Source organism: Agathobaculum hominis, assembly GCF_014288055.1.
GTDB classification, from domain to species: Bacteria; Bacillota; Clostridia; order Oscillospirales; family Butyricicoccaceae; genus Agathobaculum; species Agathobaculum hominis.
Map to the genome: position 1 here is coordinate 112113 of NZ_JACOPK010000006.1, position 18062 is coordinate 130174.

General features: G+C 58.4%; 12 protein-coding genes. 7 read left to right on the plus strand and 5 right to left on the minus strand.

Translation table 11 applies throughout. The features are described 5' to 3' along the window. Positions 1–56: 56 nt before the first annotated feature. Positions 57–1064 carry an inositol 2-dehydrogenase gene (gene iolG / locus H8S02_RS07875; protein WP_186970061.1) on the minus strand — a complete coding sequence of 336 codons (1008 nt, stop codon included), beginning with the start codon at positions 1062–1064 and terminating at the stop codon, positions 57–59. A 291-nt stretch (positions 1065–1355) separates the two neighbouring features. Continuing rightward, positions 1356–2357: a sugar ABC transporter substrate-binding protein gene (locus H8S02_RS07880; protein WP_186970062.1), complete on the minus strand. Its 1002-nt coding sequence runs from the start codon at positions 2355–2357 to the stop codon at positions 1356–1358. Between the two features lie 490 nt (positions 2358–2847). Here H8S02_RS07880 and H8S02_RS07885 point away from each other — a divergent pair, with 490 nt between their 5' ends. From H8S02_RS07885 to ppdK, 3 genes are all read left to right on the plus strand, one after another. After that, entirely contained in the window at positions 2848–3894 is a 1047-nt protein-coding gene (locus tag H8S02_RS07885) for a LacI family DNA-binding transcriptional regulator (protein WP_186970063.1), read from the plus strand. A gap of 262 nt (positions 3895–4156) precedes the next feature. Beyond that, positions 4157–4720, plus strand: coding sequence for a manganese efflux pump MntP (locus tag H8S02_RS07890; RefSeq protein WP_186970064.1), 564 nt, complete (start codon positions 4157–4159; stop codon positions 4718–4720). Positions 4721–5360: 640 nt separating this feature from the next. After that, the gene (gene ppdK / locus H8S02_RS07895) at positions 5361–7994 is read left to right on the plus strand and encodes a pyruvate, phosphate dikinase (RefSeq protein ID WP_186970065.1); all 2634 of its coding nucleotides are present in this window, start codon (positions 5361–5363) and stop codon (positions 7992–7994) included. A 144-nt stretch (positions 7995–8138) separates the two neighbouring features. On the opposite strand, the gene H8S02_RS07900 is transcribed toward ppdK, so the two are convergent. Continuing rightward, the gene (locus tag H8S02_RS07900) at positions 8139–9023 is read right to left on the minus strand and encodes a PfkB family carbohydrate kinase (RefSeq protein ID WP_186970066.1); all 885 of its coding nucleotides are present in this window, start codon (positions 9021–9023) and stop codon (positions 8139–8141) included. A 341-nt stretch (positions 9024–9364) separates the two neighbouring features. Between H8S02_RS07900 and H8S02_RS07905 the strand changes: the two genes are divergently transcribed. From H8S02_RS07905 to H8S02_RS07920, 4 genes are all read left to right on the plus strand, one after another. Next, positions 9365–10213, plus strand: a complete 849-nt coding sequence (locus tag H8S02_RS07905) for an undecaprenyl-diphosphate phosphatase (protein ID WP_243166454.1) — start codon at positions 9365–9367, stop codon at positions 10211–10213. Between the two features lie 309 nt (positions 10214–10522). Further along, the gene (locus H8S02_RS07910; RefSeq protein WP_186970068.1) at positions 10523–11218 is read left to right on the plus strand and encodes a DUF554 domain-containing protein; all 696 of its coding nucleotides are present in this window, start codon (positions 10523–10525) and stop codon (positions 11216–11218) included. A 74-nt stretch (positions 11219–11292) separates the two neighbouring features. Beyond that, the gene (locus tag H8S02_RS07915; protein WP_186970069.1) at positions 11293–12432 is read left to right on the plus strand and encodes an exonuclease SbcCD subunit D; all 1140 of its coding nucleotides are present in this window, start codon (positions 11293–11295) and stop codon (positions 12430–12432) included. Then, entirely contained in the window at positions 12429–15728 is a 3300-nt protein-coding gene (locus tag H8S02_RS07920; RefSeq protein ID WP_186970070.1) for an AAA family ATPase, read from the plus strand. Before H8S02_RS07915 ends, H8S02_RS07920 begins: the two co-directional genes overlap by 4 nt. Before the next feature lie 44 nt (positions 15729–15772). On the opposite strand, the gene H8S02_RS07925 is transcribed toward H8S02_RS07920, so the two are convergent. Both H8S02_RS07925 and H8S02_RS07930 read right to left on the minus strand, forming a co-directional pair. Then, entirely contained in the window at positions 15773–17302 is a 1530-nt protein-coding gene (locus tag H8S02_RS07925) for a sensor histidine kinase (RefSeq protein ID WP_186970071.1), read from the minus strand. Then, positions 17299–17979, minus strand: coding sequence for a response regulator transcription factor (locus H8S02_RS07930; protein WP_186970072.1), 681 nt, complete (start codon positions 17977–17979; stop codon positions 17299–17301). Before H8S02_RS07930 ends, H8S02_RS07925 begins: the two co-directional genes overlap by 4 nt. Positions 17980–18062 lie beyond the last annotated feature (83 nt).

An 18062-nucleotide genomic window follows, 5' to 3' on the forward strand; every position in this document is an offset into this window, starting at 1 on the left:
ATCAGCTTACACCCTGCCGCGGTGCGCAGGCAATACGGCAGGATGCACAGATTTTGTCACTCAATTTCGGAGATCTTGACCGGACGGCCCTCATGCAGGGACTTGGTTGCAGCCGCAGCCATCAGCACCGGATACAGGCCGTCCTCGCCGGTAACCGGGGTTTCCTTGTCATTGACAACGGCATCCGCGAATGCCTGCATCTCGGCAACGAATGCGCCGGTGTAGCGGTCCCACATGACCTTGTAGGCAACGCCGTGAACCGCGCCGTCTGCGGTGGACAGGACAGCGGTGTTCGGGGTGTCGTTCTGGTCCTCGGCGCAGCCCTCGGAGCCGAATACCTCGACGCGCTGATCGTAACCGTAAACTGCCTTGCGGCTGTTGTCGATCATGCCGATGGCGCCGTTTTCGAACTTGAGGGTGACGAGAGCGGTGTCTACGTCGCCGGCCTCACCGATGCCCGGATCGACCAGAACGGAACCGATCGCATTGACCTCAGTGACCTCGCTGCCCGCGAGGAAGCGCGCCATATCGAAGTCGTGGATCATCATATCGTAGAAGATACCGCCGGAAACCTTGATGTAGGATACCGGGGGCGGCTCCGGGTCGCGAGAGGAGATCTTGATGATATTGACCTTGCCGACCTTGCCGTCACGAACCATGTCGTAAACGGCGCGGTGGTTGTGGTCGAAGCGGCGGCAGAAGCCGATCTGGAGCTTGACGCCTGCTTCCTTCGCCGCGTTGATGGCAGCGCGCACCTTGGTCAGATCATAGTCGATCGGCTTTTCGCAGAAGATATGCTTGCCTGCGTGCGCCGCCTCGATGATGTACTTGGAATGGGTGTCGGTCGAGGAGCAGATGAGCACTGCATCGATCTCGGGATCGTTCAGGATGTCATTTGCGTCCTTGGTGGTGTTCGGGATGCCGCAGGACTTGGCAAAAGCCTCGGTCTGCTCATTCATGAACGGGTCGGCGATGGTCTTGATCTCCATCTCCGGCACGAACATCGAAATGTTCTTTGCGTGTACCTTGCCGATGCGTCCGGCACCGATAATGCCTACTTTCATTTACTTTTTGTCCTCCTTCATTCAGTGAACGGGTTGTCTTGAGAGATTTTTATTACATTCTGTCAGAGCGTTGGAGCGCGGTTCCATACAGAGTTTCCGCCGCAGGCGGTATTAAATCGTGAAGGCGTTGCCTTCACAAAAAAACGCGGAGCATGTATCTGCGTTTTTTTACAAGTAAGAAAATCGGTGTGCCGCTGTGCGACGCGCTGATTTTCGCCCGGGAATCATCCGCGGCAAAGCCGCGGTGTTTCCCATCTCCTTGAAATGCGTGCATTTCAAGGAATTAAGGAATTATTTCATCCACTCGTCGAACTTTGCCAGACGGGCTTCTGCGGTGTCCTTGGTGATGATCTCAGTGCCGGTATCGACGACCTTGTCGTACTGCTCGCCATTGAGGATCTTGACCATGGTCTCGACAGCCTTGTAGCCGATGTCGAAGTTGTTCTGCGCTGCGGTCATGGTCAGCTCGCCTGCCGCGACGGCTTCGCACGCGGACTTCTGGCCGTCAAAGCCGAGGAAGATGGTCTTTGCGTAAGCCGGGTTCTCCTTGGCGGTGCGTGCTGCTGCGAGCGCCATATCGTCGTTGTTCGAGCAGATGATCGCCACGCCGTCCGGATACTTGCTCATGATGCCTTCCATCGCGGTTACTGCGAGGTCGGCGGTTGCATTTGCGTACTGGGTTTCGTTGTCGAGGAACTCGCCGCCGGCCTCGGTGATGCCTTCACGGTAGCCGTCCATGCGGGCGGTGTTGGTCGAGTCGCCCTGAACGCCTGCGATCTCGATGCACTTGATCTCGTCCCAGCCGTTGGCCTTTGCCGCCTCAACAGCGGCCTTCGCGCCTTCCTTGGCGGCTTCCTTGTTGCCGGTGCCGACGAAGGCGAGGCACTTGTCGGAGTCGATGTTGGTGTCATATGCTACGACCGGCTTGTCGGTGCTCGCGATCGCGGTAGCGACTGCTTCGGACTGAAGCGGAGCGATCAGATAGCCGTCATAATCCGCGACCAGATCGGTCTGGATGGAGTTGAGCTGCTCCTCGTAGTAGGTCTCTCCCGGAGGGCCGTAGATGGAGAGCTTGACCTCGTCCGGATGCTCCTTCTCATAGGCTTCCGCACCGGCCTGGATGATGTTCCAGAACTCAGCGGCGTTGGTCTTGAGGGTCATGCGGATCTTGTAGGGGCCGTCCTGCGATGCGGTATCCGAACCGCCCGCAGAAGCGGTGTTTCCGCCGCCGCATGCGGCGAGGCTCATTGCCATCGTTGCTGTCATCAGCGCTGCCAGAAGTCTCTTTTTCATAGTTCTCTCTCCTTTTCTCATGCACTCTGTGTGCTGCACGGGCATCTGTGTGCTTTTGTGTGCGTCCGTGCTCTTTATGTGCTTATTATAGCGTGCCCCTTGCTGGCTGTCAACATCATTTTTGAAAAGACACAGATTGATGTTTTGAACTTTTACATCGGTTTATATTGCTATACACAGCGGTATATCATAATAATTGAACAAATTATGAATGAAACCCTGGGTTTTGTCTGATGTGCCAAACTCATGCCCCTGTATTTGTTGACACACAACAAACCTGTGCGCCTGTGTTTTTTTCTGTGTTTTTGATTTCGGGTTGGATTTGCAGCGTTATTCGCACATTTATCCAGAAAACAGGAGCATAAGAGTAATGAATTTGGTATGTGCAATTGCACATATTTTCTGTGCGCGTGATACTTTTCTTTACATCGCACACATTTATGCTATAATGATTACAGAAAACCTCTCATCTTGAAGGATGTTGATCAATATGAATAAACGACCCACGATACAGACCGTGGCGGAGCGCGCAGGTGTTTCGCGCGGAACCGTTGACCGTGTACTGAATAACCGTTCTTATGTACGCGCGGATGTGCGCGAGCGTGTGCTCGACGCGATCCGTGAGACCGGCTATCTGTCGCCGCGCGAGGCGCACCGTCAGACCGCAGACCGGCCGCAGAATTACTCGCCCGTGAAGCTGGGTGTGCTTTTGCCCAACTGGGCCGGTCCCTTCCGCGAGGAGGTCACGCGCGGCATCGAGAGCGCCCGCACCACGCTGTCCGGCCGTCACGCCGAGATTCGCGTGTGCATCTGCGAGACCGATATTCCCGGCGAGGTCATTAAATTTCTCGACGAGCTGGTCGACTGGGGCGCACAGGGCATCGCGCTCTGCGCTCTCAACGACATTACCATAGAAGCGAAGGTGGGGGAGCTTGCCGACAACGGCATTCCCTGCATCACGTTCAACTCCGACCTGCCGAACAGCCGCCGTCTGTGCTTTGTCGGTCAGGATTACGCCAAAAGCGGCCGCATTGCCGCCGAGCTGCTGACCAAATGCATTGCGCCTGACGCGCGCATCCTTGCGCTCGCCGGCAACCTCGAATACAACGGCCACCGCACGCGGCTGGACGGCTTCTGCTCGCACATGCGCGAAAAAGGCTTTTCCGCCGCACAGATCGACATCGGAGAGACCTACAACGACTACCGCGTCACCTATAACAAGGTCATGGCGGCACTGAAAGGCCCGACGCCGCCCGACGCCATCTACATGGCGAACCGTTCGGTCACGGCCTGCATCGATGCGGTTCGCGCCGCAGGCTGTACCGGCCGCGTCCGCGTCATCGCACACGATATGTCTCCCGGCCGCGCCCAGATGCTGCGCGAGGGCACGCTCGACCTGACCATCACACAGGATATGTTCCGTCAGGGCAGCCAGCCGCTCATACTGCTGTGCGATCTGCTTCAGCTCGGCACACAGCCCGGCAGGGATCAGCTCTCCACCAGCATCTCGATCATCTGCGCACAGAATATCGACTGAGTTAGCAACATCTTACCGCAGAAAACGCTTCCGCAAACGTTTTCGCCCCGCATATTGACACTTCTCCCCGAATATGCTATAATCAGATGCAATAAGGGAGTAGTCGGCGTGCATTCGTTCCGATGCACGCGGCAGAGCCAACATACTGAGAAGGACGCTTCTCTGGTTTTGCATGAAATGACGAGACTTATCTGTTTTTTCGGCAGATGGGTCTCTTTTTTTATGCTCCGCTGCCGCTCATACGACAAGGAGGACAAGAAAAATGGGATTACTGGAGTTGTTTGTCATTGCAGTGGGGCTTTCAATGGATGCCTTCGCCGTTTCAATCTGCAAGGGGCTGAGCGTGCGGGAGCTGAAGCCGAAGCACGCGCTCACGGTCGGCGTTTATTTCGGCGGTTTTCAGATGCTCATGCCGCTCATCGGCTTCGCACTCGGCGTGCGCTTTCAGTCGTTTATCACAAGCATCGACCACTGGATCGCCTTTGTGCTGCTCGGCCTGATCGGCGCGAATATGATCCGCGAGTCGCGCGAGCAGGATGAGGAGAACCTCAGCGACTCGTTCTCGTTCGGCGCGATGCTGCCGCTGGCCGTCGCGACCAGCATCGACGCGCTCGCCGTCGGCGTCACCTTCGCCTTTCTTCAGGTCAGCATTCTCCCGGCGGTCTGCTTTATCGGCGCGACGACCTTTATTCTGTCGTGCATCGGCATTCGGATCGGCCATGTGTTCGGGCTTAAATACAAATCCCGTGCGGAGCTGTTCGGCGGCGCTGTGCTCATCCTTATGGGCACTAAGATCCTGCTCGAGCACCTCGGTGTGCTCGGATAAAACCGGAAAGGACTGGCTGCCGGCAGAACCGGCGTTTTCCGACAGTCTCCAGCCGCCTCCTTCGAGGCGGCTCTTTTTCTGTCCGATTGTATATGAAATTGCAAACGTTTGCGTTGTGCAGGATTTACAGCTATGAATAGAGAATGAGAGGAAATCCGGGAAAATAGTTCGAAACGGCAGAAAACAGCAGGCAACTGATATTGTGATTTACGTATTATTTAATGGTTATGATAGTATCAGATGACCTGATTTTGAAATTTCAAGCAGATTTCATGAAAAAATTTTGCAGAATAGACGAGAAAATCCGCAAAGGATTGCAAGAATTTGTGCAGCTGAACCGCAAAAATGAATGTAAAAAATCTCTGTGATTATTTGCACAAAAACATCTGCATAACAGGGAAAATGCCGTTTTATGAGAAGAAAAAGTAAAAGAAAGAAAAAGAAATAATACAAAATGAAAAAATGAAATCAAGGAAAAAACGAATAAAAACAGGGAGGTTGTGCATAATGCACAAGAACGATTTGGCAATTCGGTGTAATACCACAATAGCGAATTTGCGGAAAGGCGTGCTATAATACGGTTGTGTGATTGAAGTGTGAGTAAAAAGAGCGCATCAACCGAATGGAGGAAAGATCCACAATGAAGAAATATGTTTACATGTTCCCGGAAGGCAATGGCAAAATGCGTGAGCTGCTCGGCGGCAAGGGCGCGAATCTGGCAGAGATGACCGGTCTCGGCATGCCCGTTCCGCAGGGCTTTACCATCACGACCGAAGCCTGCACCCGGTATTATGAGGATGGCAAGACCATCTACCCGGATATCCAGGAACAGATCCTCGAATACCTCGACAAGCTCGAGAAGGTTACCGGCAAGACCCTCGGCGATCCCGAGAAGCCGCTGCTCGTATCGGTTCGTTCCGGCGCGCGCGCTTCTATGCCCGGCATGATGGATACCATCCTGAACCTCGGCATGAACGACGAGATCTGCGAGGCTGTTGCCAAGCTGACGAACAATCCGCGTTTCGCACGCGATTCCTACCGCCGCTTCATCCAGATGTTCTCCGACGTCGTAATGGAGCTGCCGAAGTCCACCTTTGAGCAGTTCATCGACCAGGTCAAGGACAAGAAGGGCGTCAAGATGGACAATGAGCTGGACGCAGACGATATGTCCGAGCTGATCGTCCTGTTCAAGGATCATTATAAGAAGTCCCTCGGCGAGGACTTCCCGCAGGATCCCAAGAAGCAGCTGATGGAAGCTGTCCGCGCAGTATTCCGTTCCTGGGACAATCCGCGCGCCAACACCTACCGCCGCATGAATGACATTCCGCACTCCTGGGGCACCGCAGTCAACGTTCAGTCGATGGTATTCGGCAACATGGGCGAGACTTCGGGCACCGGCGTTGCATTTACCCGTAACCCGGCAACCGGCGAGAAGAAGCTGTACGGCGAGTTCCTGATGAACGCGCAGGGCGAGGACGTCGTAGCAGGCATCCGCACCCCGCAGCCGATTTCCGCGCTGGCAGACACCATGCCGGAGGTTTACAATCAGTTCGTTGACATTTCCAGCCGCCTCGAGAAGCACTACGGCGATATGCAGGATATGGAGTTCACCATCGAGAACGGCAAGCTCTATATGCTCCAGACCCGTAACGGCAAGCGTACCGCTCAGGCAGCGCTCAAGGTCGCAGTTGACCTCGTAGACGAGGGCGTCTGCACCAAGGAGCAGGCTGTTATGAAGGTAGAGCCGAAGCAGCTCGATGCACTGCTGCATCCGACCTTCAATCCGGAAGCGCTCAAGGCTGCTACTCCGATCACCACCGGCCTGCCGGCATCTCCCGGCGCTGCCTGCGGCGCGGTCTACTTCACCGCTGACGCTGCTGCAAAGGCACACAAGACCGGCCTCAAGGTCGTTCTGGTCCGTCAGGAGACCTCCCCGGAGGACATCGACGGCATGGCAGTTTCCGAGGGCATCATGACCGCTCGCGGCGGCATGACCTCGCACGCAGCCGTAGTTGCACGCGGCATGGGCACCTGCTGTGTTGCCGGCGTAAACGGCATCAAGGTTTCCGAAGAGGACAAGACCATCACGTTCGCTGACGGCACGATTGCCAAGGAAGGCGACGTTATTTCGCTCGACGGCTCGACCGGCAACGTTTATCTGGGCGCTATCGCGACGCAGGAAGCTGAGCTGACCGGCGACTTCGGCCGCTTCATGGGCTGGGCTGACGAGATCCGCACCCTGCACGTTCGCACCAACGGCGATACGCCGCGCGATGCAACGCAGGCACGCAAGTTCGGCGCGGAAGGCATCGGCCTGTGCCGTACCGAGCATATGTTCTTTGAGCCGACCCGCATCAAGGCGGTCCGCGAGATGATCATTGCTGACACGCTCGAGCAGCGCAAGGCCGCTCTGGCCAAGATCCTGCCGATGCAGCGCGGCGACTTCGAGGCAATCTACCGCGCAATGGGCGGTCTGCCGGTAACCATCCGCCTGCTCGATCCGCCGCTGCACGAGTTCCTGCCGCACGAGGACGACGAGATTCAGGAGCTGGCCGGCGAGATGGGCGTTCCGTTCGAGAAGCTGAAGGCAAAGGTTGAGAGCCTGCATGAGTTCAACCCGATGCTCGGCACTCGCGGCTGCCGTCTGGATGTTCTCTATCCGGAAATCGCTGAGATGCAGACCGAGGCAATTATCTCCGCTGCCATCAACGTCTGGAAGGAAGACGACCTGCGCATCACTCCGGAGATCATGGTTCCGCTGGTTTCCGAGATCAACGAGCTGCGCTTTGTTAAGAAGGTAATCAAGGCTAAGGCTGACGAGCTGATCGAAGCCTCCGGCCTGAAGATGAAGTATATGGTAGGCACCATGATCGAGACCCCGCGTGCAGCAGTCACCTCGGACGAGATTGCAGAAGAGGCTGAGTTCTTCTCCTTCGGTACCAACGACCTGACCCAGATGACCTACGGCTTCTCCCGTGACGATGTGGGCCGCATCCTCGAGACCTACTTCGAGAAGAAGATCCTCGAGTCCGATCCGTTTGCACGCCTCGATCAGAAGGGCGTAGGCAGACTGGTCAAGCTGGCCGTTGAGAACGGCAAGCGCGTCCGCCCGGACATCAAGCTTGGTATCTGCGGCGAGCACGGCGGCGACCTTTCGTCCGTCGAGTTCTGCCACAATGTCGGCCTGAATTACGTTTCCTGCTCGCCGTTCCGCGTTCCGATCGCGCGTCTGGCAGCAGCACAGGCTCGCGTTAAGGAGCTTGGCAAGGCATAAAAACCGAATAAAGGCATAGTGAAAGGACGAGCCGAAAGGCTCGTCCTTTTTTGCTGCCCCAAACTCTGTTTTGACGCTGTTCCATAAAAACGCCCCTTCTGCTGATGCAGAAGGGGCGTTTCCTGTGCATATTTACCTTGCGGATTACTTATAGAACTCGTTGATGTAAGCTGCAACATCTTCACGGCAGCCGCGGAAGGGACCCGGGGTCTCCATTTTGAGGGAGACCAGAGCGGTCGCCCAGAGCAGAGCCTCCTCAACGGAAGCGTGCTGACGCTCGTTGATGTAGCCTGCGAAGGCGGTGTCGCCGCGGCCGGTACGGCCGGACAGATTGCGCGCCTTGATCGGGCAGGTGTAGATCTTCTCGCCGTCGTACACGAGCAGCTCGGTGTTGTGGGAGATCATGACCTCCTTCGCGCCCCACTCGTGCAGCATATGCGCCGCCTTGACGCGGTCGTTCGTGCCGGTCAGGATTTCAGCCTCGGCGGCGTCAGTCTTGAGGTAGTCGATGAGCGGCAGAATCTCCTTCTTGTCCGCCCAGTCGTGGAAGGCCATGGTCTTGTCCGGCTCAACGTGGCGCAGCATGCACTGAACGTCAACGGCGACCTTGCCGTGTTTGGCGCTCTCGCGGATGAGCTCGCCGTCGAAGTCGCCGTATACCAGACCGGCGAAGTGATACATCTTGGTCTTGATGTCGGCCATTTCGTCGAAGCGGAACGGGTCGCACTTGCCGAGCGAGGTGCAGGCGCGTTTCTCCTTGTCTGCGGTAAAATACTGGTTGCGGATGGAGCAGGTATGTGCGGACGGCTTCCAGTACAGGTCGGCCTTGATGCCCTCGAAGCGCTCGTTTACGTCGGCCTCCTCGGGATTCAGCTTGCAGAAGATGGCAGCCTTTGCGCCGCTGCCTGCGGCCGCCCAGCCGGACGCGACGACCGCGCCGCCTACCTCGCTGCGTTCGTTGCCGAGATAATCAATGTTGTGGTCGAGAGAAACCGGACCGACCACCAGTACGTCATATTCTTTTTCCATTTTTTCTTTCCTGCGCACACTCCTGTGCGCAACTCCTTTCTCAAGATATTGCAGGGCACAGAGATGTGTCTGCATGTCTTTGCAACAGGTCTTTACAACTCTATACTGTCATTCTATCATAAAACATGGTTAAACACAATAAAATATTTGGAAAATATGCTGCGAAAACGTGTGCGCTACGCAAAAAAACGGGTGCTGTGTACGGGAGGGCGGATCGGAAAAGACAGACGCGCTTGCGCGGCGGCGCGAAATATGGTATGCTGTTACTGTTATAAAAGGAAAAGTACATGAGAGCGCGGGAAACGGTATTCGAGCCGCCCGGCGCAGGAGGGAGAGCTATAATGGTACAATATATGGAATGGCTCAAGGCATTCCTGTTCGGTATCGTGGAGGGCATCACGGAATGGCTGCCGATCAGCAGCACGGGCCACATGATACTGCTCAACGAATTTGTCAAGCTGGACGTTTCGGACGCATTCTATAAAATGTTTGAGGTCGTGATTCAGCTCGGCGCGATTCTTGCGGTCGTCGTGCTGTTCTGGAACCAGATCTGGCCGCTCAAGCGCAATCACGGCCGTCACGGCGGTGCGTCCATCACGATCGACCGCGATATTATCCGTCTGTGGTGCAAGATCGTTGTCGCCTGCATTCCGGCGGCGGTCGTCGGCCTCAAGTGGAACGATCTGTTTGAGGAGCTGTTTTACAACTATCAGTCGGTCGCTGTCGCGCTGATCGTGTTCGGCGTTGCGTTCATCGCCGTCGAGACCGCGCATAAAGACAAGCCGGCGAAGATCAATTCGCTGAACGAGCTGACCTATCCGACCGTTCTCATGATCGGCATGTTTCAGCTGATCGCCGCGATCTTCCCGGGTACGTCGCGTTCCGGCTCGACCATCGTCGGCGCGCTGCTGCTCGGCGTGTCGCGCACGGTGGCGGCGGAATTCACGTTCTTCCTCGCCATTCCGGTCATGTTCGGCGCGAGCCTGCTCAAGCTGGTCAAGTTCGGCCTGGTATTTACGCAGACCGAGATGATCATCCTCGCGATCGGCATGGTAACGGCATTTGTCTCGTCCATGCTCATTATCCGGCTGCTGATGGCGTTCGTCAAGAAGCACGACTTCAAGGTGTTCGGCTGGTACCGTATCATTCTCGGCATTGCCGTGCTCGCGTACTTCATGCTCGCGCGCTGAGAGCAGCAGAAAGGAAAAATCCCTGCACCATATAATTGAACTGCCCCCCATTTGTTAGACAGTATGATATACTATCTAACAGATGGGGTGTTTTGCTATGCCCAAAGGAGTACCAAACAAACGATATACACCGGAATTTAAAAAGCTGGTCGTGGAAACCGTGCTCGAATTTCTGAAAAGCTGAACGATCTCAGGCATTCCGCTGCTCTCGGCATGGCGGAATGCCTTTTTTGCGTCTTGCAACGAAAATTGAAAAAGAATATAATTATACTGGAAATAAATCACGATCAGAAAGAAGGACTATCACAAATGCCAATCGGAGTATTGACCAACTGCGCATCGGTGCTGGCGGGGGGCGTGATCGGCTCGGCGCTTGGGCACATCCTGCCCGCAAGCCTCAAGGAGCATCTGCCGACCATGTTCGGCCTGTGCTCGATCGCCATCGGCATCAATTCCATCATCAAGGCCTCAGCGATGACGCCGGTGGTGCTGGCGCTGCTCGTCGGCTTCACCATCGGTCATCTGCTGCATCTTGAACAGTGGACGAGCCGGTTTTTTCATAAGCTGGTAAAGGCGATGCACCTCGGCGGAGACGGCATCGACATGGAGTTCTACATCACGGCGGTCGCGCTGTTCTGCTGCTCGGGCTTCGGCTGGTACAGCACGCTGACCGAGGGGATCGCAGGCGACCCGTCGCTGCTGTTCTCCAAGGCAGTCCTCGACGGCTTCACGGCGCTCATCTTTGCCTCGACGCTCGGAAAATCCATCTGCGCCATTCCGCTGCCGCAGTGCGTCATCCTGCTGTGCGTGTTCGGCGCAGGACGGCTGCTGGCCGGCGTGCTGACGCCGACCATGTTCGCGGATCTTTCCGCCTGCGGCGGCGTGCTGACCATGGCGGCGGGCTTTCGCGTCTCCAAAATCAAACCCGTGCCGCTCGTCGATCTGATGCCGGCACTTCTTCTCGTCATGCCGTTCAGTCTGCTCTGGACAATGCTGATGGGATAAGAAAACGATGGGCAGCGCCGCAGTCTCCACCGTGCGGCGCTGCCCGTATGGCTTGAAAGGAAGAAACTGAAAAAATGAAGCTCATTCATCTTTCCGATCTGCATCTCGGCAAGCGAGTCAACGAATGCTCGATGCTGGAGGATCAGCAGTATATTTTAGGCGAAATCCTGCGTATTATCGACAGCGAGGCGCCGGATGCGGTGCTCATCGCAGGCGACGTTTACGATAAATCCGTCCCGTCGGCGGAAGCGGTGACACTGCTCGATGATTTTCTGGTGCAGCTTGCCTCGCGCCGCGTGCAGACCTGCCTCATCAGCGGAAACCATGACTCGGCAGAGCGCCTGTCGTTCGGCGGACGGCTGATGGATGCGGCCGGCATCCATATCGCGCCGGTCTACGACGGCTCTCTGACGCCGCTGACGCTGTCGGACGAGCACGGCCCGGTGGATATTTATCTGCTGCCGTTCCTCAAGCCGGTGCAGGTGCGGCGTTTCTTCCCGGATGAGGACATCGAAAGCTATACGGACGCGATGGCGGCGGTGCTCCGCGCGGCGAACGTGGACACGGCGCGCCGCAATGTGCTGGTCGCGCACCAGTTCGTCGCGGGCGCGGTGCCTTGCGAGTCCGAGGAGCTTTCGGTCGGCGGCACGGACAATGTGGCGGTCTGCGTGTTCGACGATTTCGATTATGTCGCCCTCGGTCACATCCACGGCCCGCAGAAGGTCGGCCGCGAGACCGTGCGCTACTGCGGCACGCCGCTCAAGTATTCCTTCTCGGAGGTCAGCCACAAAAAATCCGTCACAGTGGTGGAAATGGGAGAGAAGGGCAGCGTCGGCATCCGCACAGTGCCGCTCGTGCCGCGGCGCGATATGTCCGAGCTGCGCGGCACGTATAACACGCTCATGCTGCGCGAGAATTACGAGGGAAAGCCGTTCTGGAACGATTATCTGCACATTACGCTCACCGATGAAGAGGATATTCCGAACGCCGTCAGCAATCTGCGCGTGGTCTACCCGAATCTGATGCGGCTCGACTACGACAATGCGCGCACCCGTGCAGGCGGCATCATCGAGGGCGCGGACAGGGCAGAGCAGAAGCCGCCGCTCACCCTGTTCGGTGAATTCTACGAGAGCCAGAACGGAACGCCGATGAGCGAGGAGCAGCAGGCGTTCGCAGATAAGCTGATCGCGAGCATCTGGGAGGAAGAAAGATGAGACCGCTGAAACTTACACTGTCCGCATTCGGCCCGTATGCCGGACACACCGAGATCGATCTGGAAAAGCTGGGCGAGAAGGGTCTGTACCTGATCACCGGCGATACGGGCGCAGGCAAGACCACGATCTTCGACGCGATCACCTATGCGCTGTACGACGCGCCGAGCGGCACGAACCGCGATACATCCATGTTCCGCTCCAAGTATGCGTCTCCCGAAACGCCGACCTTCGTCGAAATGACGTTTTCCTGCGGCGGAAAGGTCTATACCGTCAGACGAAACCCGGAATACGAGCGCCCTGCCAGACGCGGCAGCAAAATGACAAAGCAGAAGGCCGAGGCGGAGCTGCATCTGCCGGACGGCCGCGTGCTCGACAAGCCGAAGGAGGTCAACGCAGAACTGACGCAGATCATCGGCCTCGACCGCAGCCAGTTTTCGCAGATCGCCATGATCGCGCAGGGCGAATTTCTAAAGCTGCTGACAGCGGAAACAAAGGACCGGCAGGAGATATTCCGCAAGATATTCAAGACGAACTGCTACGAGGTGCTGCAAAACCGTCTGAAGGACAGCGCGAACACACTTTACCGAAAATGTGAGGCGGCGCGCGCGAGCGTACAGCAGTATATCGGCGGCATCGTATGCGCGGAGGGTGATATGCTTCGCGAAAAGGCGCAGCAGGCGAAGGAGGGAAAACTCCCGTTCGCGGAGACCGTGGAGCTGCTCGAAACGCTCATTGACCGCGACGAAGCGGAGGATGCGGCCTGCGCACGGCAGTTTGAGGTGCTGGAGGAGAAGATCGGTGCGGTCAATGCGCGGCTTATCAAGGCGGACGAGCGAAGAAAGATGCGCGAAGCACTCGAGGCAAATCGAAAACAGCAGGAGGTGCAGCGCGGGGAGGCCGAACAGGCGAAAGCGGCGCTTGCCGCCGAGCAGGCGAAGCAGCCGCAGCAGGAGGCGCGTCAGCGCGCGCTTGCCGACCTCGAAAACGAGCTGCCGCGCTATGCTGAGCTTGAAAACGCGGAAAAGGAACGCCTCAGCCTTGCTTCTGACATAGAGACGAAACGCCGCGTGCTCGTACAGCAGGAGCGCACGCATCAGGCGCAGAGCGCGGAGCTTGCAGCATGGAAGCAGGAGCATGAGAGCCTTGCGAGTGCTGCGGCTGACCGAGAGCGTCTGCTTGGCGAAAGGAGCCGCAGGCTCGACCGCAAAACCGCGCTCAAGGCGCTGGCGGAGGACGTCGAGGCGCAGCGGCGCGGCGAACAGGAGATCGCGGACGCGGAAAAACAGCTTGCGGTCCGAAAGCAGCGGCAGGAAGCGCTTGCCTCGGAGCTTGCCGCGCAGACCGAAACGCTGAAGGCAGACCGCAAAGCGTGGGAGCAGGGCGCGGGACTGGACGCAGAGCGCGAAAAGCTGCGCGCACAGCAGGCAAAAACGCAGGAGCGTGAAGCTGAACTGCGCACACTGAACGCGCTGCTGCGCGAGTGCCGGACAGCGGAGCAGGCGGTGCTTGCCTCGCAGCAGGCGTATCTGCGTGCGCAGAACGCGGCGGAGCAGACGGACGCAGCATACGGCGAGAGCCGCCGCGCCTTCTTTGACGCGCAGGCCGGTATTCTCGCGCGCGAGCTTGCGGAGGGCGTGCCGTGCCCGGTATGCGGTTCGGTGCATCATCCGGCGCCGGCGCACGCGCCCGGCCACGCCCCGACCGAGGAGCAGCTTCGCGAAGCGGAGCAGGCACGCGATGTGGCACAGCAGAGGGCGCACGCGAAAAGCCTGGACGCAGGCGCGAAAAACGCCGCCTTCACGGAGAAAAAGCAGCAGCTGATCGCGCAGATGCAGCCGTTTGCGGAGCAGCCGGCCTATGAAAATGCAGAGGCGCAGCTGGGCGTATGCGAGGAGAAGGCGCGGCAGGAGGGTGCAGATGCCGCACGGCAGCTTTCCGCTCTGGACGCGCAGCTTGCCGCACGCGAAGCACTGGGGCACAGCATGGAGACACAGCAGAAGGCACTGGAGCGGCTTGCCGCCGAGCAGGAGGAGCAGCGCTCTGCGGCTTCGGCGGCGGAAAACCTGCTGAGCCGTCTGCGCGGTCAGCAGGAGCAGCTTGCAGAACGGCTCAGCCGTCAGCTTGCGGAGGCCCTGCCGGGCTGCCGCATGGAAAACGCTGCCGCATGCATCGCCGCCGAGAGGGTGGAGGCAGAGCAGGCGCTCGCGGCGCTGGAGGCGCAGCTGGCATCGCTCGATGCAGGCATTGCACGCAGGAAAACGCTCGCCCTGCTCATCCCGCAGCGCGAAAGCGAACTGCGCGGACAGGAGCAGACGATGAATGCCGGACGGGAGGAGCTGGCGCGGACGGAAAGCCGCGAAGGCGCACTCGGAGAGCAGAACGCAAGACTGCGCGATGGGCTGTCGTTCCCGTCGGTGGCTGCGGCGGAAAAGCAGCGGCAGACGCTGGCAGCGGAGATGGACGCGGCGGCTGCGGCGCGGAAGGCGGCAGAGGAGCGGTTCGAGGCCTGCCGCAAGGAGCAGATCGCGCTGGAAGCCGGCGCAAAACAGCTGGAGGCGCAGCTTGCGGGCGGCGAGGAGATCGACGAGGAGGCACAGCGGCAGCAGGGCAATGCACTGGCAGTCGAGCGGCTTTCCCTGCTCGAGCGGCAGCGCACGCTCCACAGCCGGGCGAACACTAATAAGACTGCACTTGCGAGCGTGCGGAACAAGTCGGACGAGCTGGAACGGCTGGAACGGGAGTATAGCTGGCTGAGCATGCTGTCGCAGACGGCGAACGGCACACTTTCCGGAAAAGACAAGATCACGCTCGAAACCTATATCCAGATGACCTTCTTCGATCGTATCCTTCAGCGTGCAAACGGACGTCTGCTCGTCATGTCGGGCGGTCAGTACGAGCTCAAGCGCCGCAGCATATCGGATAACAGACAGTCCAAGACCGGTCTGGAGCTTGATGTCATCGACCACTACAACGGCTCGGAGCGCAGCGTCAAGTCGCTCTCGGGCGGCGAGTCGTTCAAAGCCTCGCTGTCGCTCGCGCTCGGCCTTTCGGATGAGGTGCAGTCCGCGGCGGCGGCCGGAATCCGTCTGGATACGATGTTCGTCGACGAGGGATTCGGCTCGCTCGATGAGGAGTCGCTCGCGCAGGCCATTCATGCGCTCAGCAGCCTTGCCGAGGGAAAACGGCTGGTCGGCATCATCTCGCACGTGGGAGAGCTCCGCGAGAAGATCGACCGTCAGCTTGTCATCACCAAGGATAAAAACGGCAGCGGCAGCAGTGTAAAAATCATTGTATAAACAAAAAAACCGCCGAAAGGCGGTTTTTTGCTGCGATAAAGCGCTTATTCTGTCTGCGGCGGTGCGTCCGGTATGTCAAACCAGAACGCGATGCCGCCGGGGACGTTCTCCGCGCCGCAGTCGCCGTGCAGCGTATCTGCGATGGCGCGGACGAGCGACAGACCGATGCCGGTGCCGCCGGCCTCGCGGGTACGAGCGCGGTCGGTGCGGTAGAATTTCTCCCAGATCTTCGGCAGCTCATCCTCGGGCAGACCCTCGCCTGCATTGAAAACGGTCAGGCGCGTGCGCCCGCCGTTTCGGACGGCGGAGATGACGATGCTTCCGCCCTCGGCGGTGTAGCGGATGGCGTTGGACAGGTAGTTCATGAGCACCTGCTCGAGCAGGCCGCTGTCCGTGCGCACGGTGATGTGCGTGTCCGCGCAGTCCACGCTGAGGTTTTTGCTCTCGCACAGCACGGCGGTCTTTTGCACCGCGTCGCGGCACATTTCGTGCAGGTCGATCTCTTCATAGAATGTCTGTTCCGCGCCGAGTTCGAGCTTGGACAGGCTGAGCAGCTGCATGACAAGGCGGTTCATATGACCGGCCTCGTCCGCGATGGTGTCGCAGTAGAACTTGCGGTCCTCAGGGTCGTCCGCGACACCCGCCGTCAGACCCTCGGCGTAGCCCTGAATGAGGGCGATCGGCGTTTTCAGCTCGTGAGAAACGTTGACGATGAATTCGCGGCGCATATTGTCGATGCGCTCCTTTTCGCGTACCTCCTGCGCAAGCTGATCATTGGACTCCTTGAGCTCGCCGATGGCCTGCTCGAGATAGGCGCTGAGACGGTTGAGCGACTGGCCGAGCTGTTCGACCTCGTCGGATTCGCGCCTGCCCTTGCCGGTGTACTGGGTGGAAAAGTCGAGCTCGCTCATGCGGTCGGCGAGCGCCGCCATGGAGACGAGCGGGCGCGTAAACTCGCGCGAGAAGAAAAACGCGATGCCGAGACAGATGAGCAGCGCACAGCCGCCGGCGATGAGCAGGAACACCAGGTTGAGCGAGGAATTCTGCTCGATGAACGCGAACGGCATATAGGCGATAAGGTAGCGACCCTCGTCCTTGTCGAGCGAGCCAATGAGACAGAGATACTGGTCGTTGTCGCGCAGGCTGATATTGGCAAAGCGGTACTGATGCTCGGCGAGCGAGGACCAGTCCTCGTTCTGCATGACCGAGGCGAGGACCGCGATGCTGCGGAACTGCTGCTCGTTCATGCCGAACTCAAAGTCCGGCGCGGCATGGTCGCCGCGGTCGTGCAGGAAGGAGGAGGTGAGCACGGTGCCGTCGTCCATCGCGACCGCCAGACGGATGGCCGAGCGGCTCTCGTAGCTGTCCAGTAGGGTCACGATGTCGTCCATATCGCCGTCATAGCTGCCGCAGACCGTGTCAAAGGCGTCGCACAGGCTGCTTTTTCGCGTCATCATGAAGTAATCCTGATAAAAGAACAGATTGAGCAGCAGCAGGATGCCGATGAACATGAGCGCGACGAGGCTGATGGCTGAGAAGAACTTGAATCGAATGGAATGCGGTTTCAGTTTCATCCTTCAAAGCGGTATCCGTAGCCGCGCACGGTCTCGATCATCGAGCCGCAGCAGCCGAGCTTGGCGCGCAGCTTTTTCACATGCGTATCAACCGTCCGGAGGTCGCCGAAGTAGTCGTAGCCCCAGACGGCGTTCAGGATGCTCTCGCGGGAAAGCGCGATCGAGCGGTTGTTCTTGAAATAGATGAGCAGCTCGTATTCCTTCGGCGTGAGGTCGACCGGCTGATCCTCGACGAGCACCTCGCGGCGCAGCTCGTTGACCGACAGGAGACCGATGATCTCGAGGGGAGAGGCTGCGCGGCCCTCGCGCTTGAGCAGGGTGCGCACGCGCGCGGCGAGCACGATGGGGGAGAAGGGTTTGGTGACGTAATCGTCCGCGCCGCCCTCCAGACCGCGCACCTGATCGGCGTCCTCGGCGCGTGCGGTCAGCAGCATGACAGGCAGGTGCTTTTCGCCGTTTTCCTGCTCGCGTATCTCGCGCAGCACCTCGAAGCCGTCCATGCCCGGCATCATGACGTCGAGAATGGCGAGGTCGAGCGTGGGGCGGCGGTTTTCGATCAGCTCGAGCGCTGCTTTGCCGTCGGCCGCCTCAAGGATGGTGTGTCCGTCGCGTTTGAGAAAGTCGCTGACGAGCCGGCGGATGCGCGCCTCGTCGTCTGCGATGAGTATAGTAGACATAAGAATTCCGCCTTTGCTATCGTTTGTTGCATTTATTATACGGTTTCAATTTGTTCGTTGTGTGAACATTTTGTCCGCTGTGC

What these genes read in the sequence shown, in the direction of transcription:
- iolG (WP_186970061.1), bottom strand. Translation starts at nt 1,064, where the DNA reads ATGAAAGTAGGCATTATCGGTGCCGGACGCATCGGCAAGGTACACGCA.
- H8S02_RS07880 (WP_186970062.1), bottom strand. Translation starts at nt 2,357, where the DNA reads ATGAAAAAGAGACTTCTGGCAGCGCTGATGACAGCAACGATGGCAATG.
- H8S02_RS07885 (WP_186970063.1), top strand. Translation starts at nt 2,848, where the DNA reads ATGAATAAACGACCCACGATACAGACCGTGGCGGAGCGCGCAGGTGTT.
- H8S02_RS07890 (WP_186970064.1), top strand. Translation starts at nt 4,157, where the DNA reads ATGGGATTACTGGAGTTGTTTGTCATTGCAGTGGGGCTTTCAATGGAT.
- ppdK (WP_186970065.1), top strand. Translation starts at nt 5,361, where the DNA reads ATGAAGAAATATGTTTACATGTTCCCGGAAGGCAATGGCAAAATGCGT.
- H8S02_RS07900 (WP_186970066.1), bottom strand. Translation starts at nt 9,023, where the DNA reads ATGGAAAAAGAATATGACGTACTGGTGGTCGGTCCGGTTTCTCTCGAC.
- H8S02_RS07905 (WP_243166454.1), top strand. Translation starts at nt 9,365, where the DNA reads ATGGTACAATATATGGAATGGCTCAAGGCATTCCTGTTCGGTATCGTG.
- H8S02_RS07910 (WP_186970068.1), top strand. Translation starts at nt 10,523, where the DNA reads ATGCCAATCGGAGTATTGACCAACTGCGCATCGGTGCTGGCGGGGGGC.
- H8S02_RS07915 (WP_186970069.1), top strand. Translation starts at nt 11,293, where the DNA reads ATGAAGCTCATTCATCTTTCCGATCTGCATCTCGGCAAGCGAGTCAAC.
- H8S02_RS07920 (WP_186970070.1), top strand. Translation starts at nt 12,429, where the DNA reads ATGAGACCGCTGAAACTTACACTGTCCGCATTCGGCCCGTATGCCGGA.
- H8S02_RS07925 (WP_186970071.1), bottom strand. Translation starts at nt 17,302, where the DNA reads ATGAAACTGAAACCGCATTCCATTCGATTCAAGTTCTTCTCAGCCATC.
- H8S02_RS07930 (WP_186970072.1), bottom strand. Translation starts at nt 17,979, where the DNA reads ATGTCTACTATACTCATCGCAGACGACGAGGCGCGCATCCGCCGGCTC.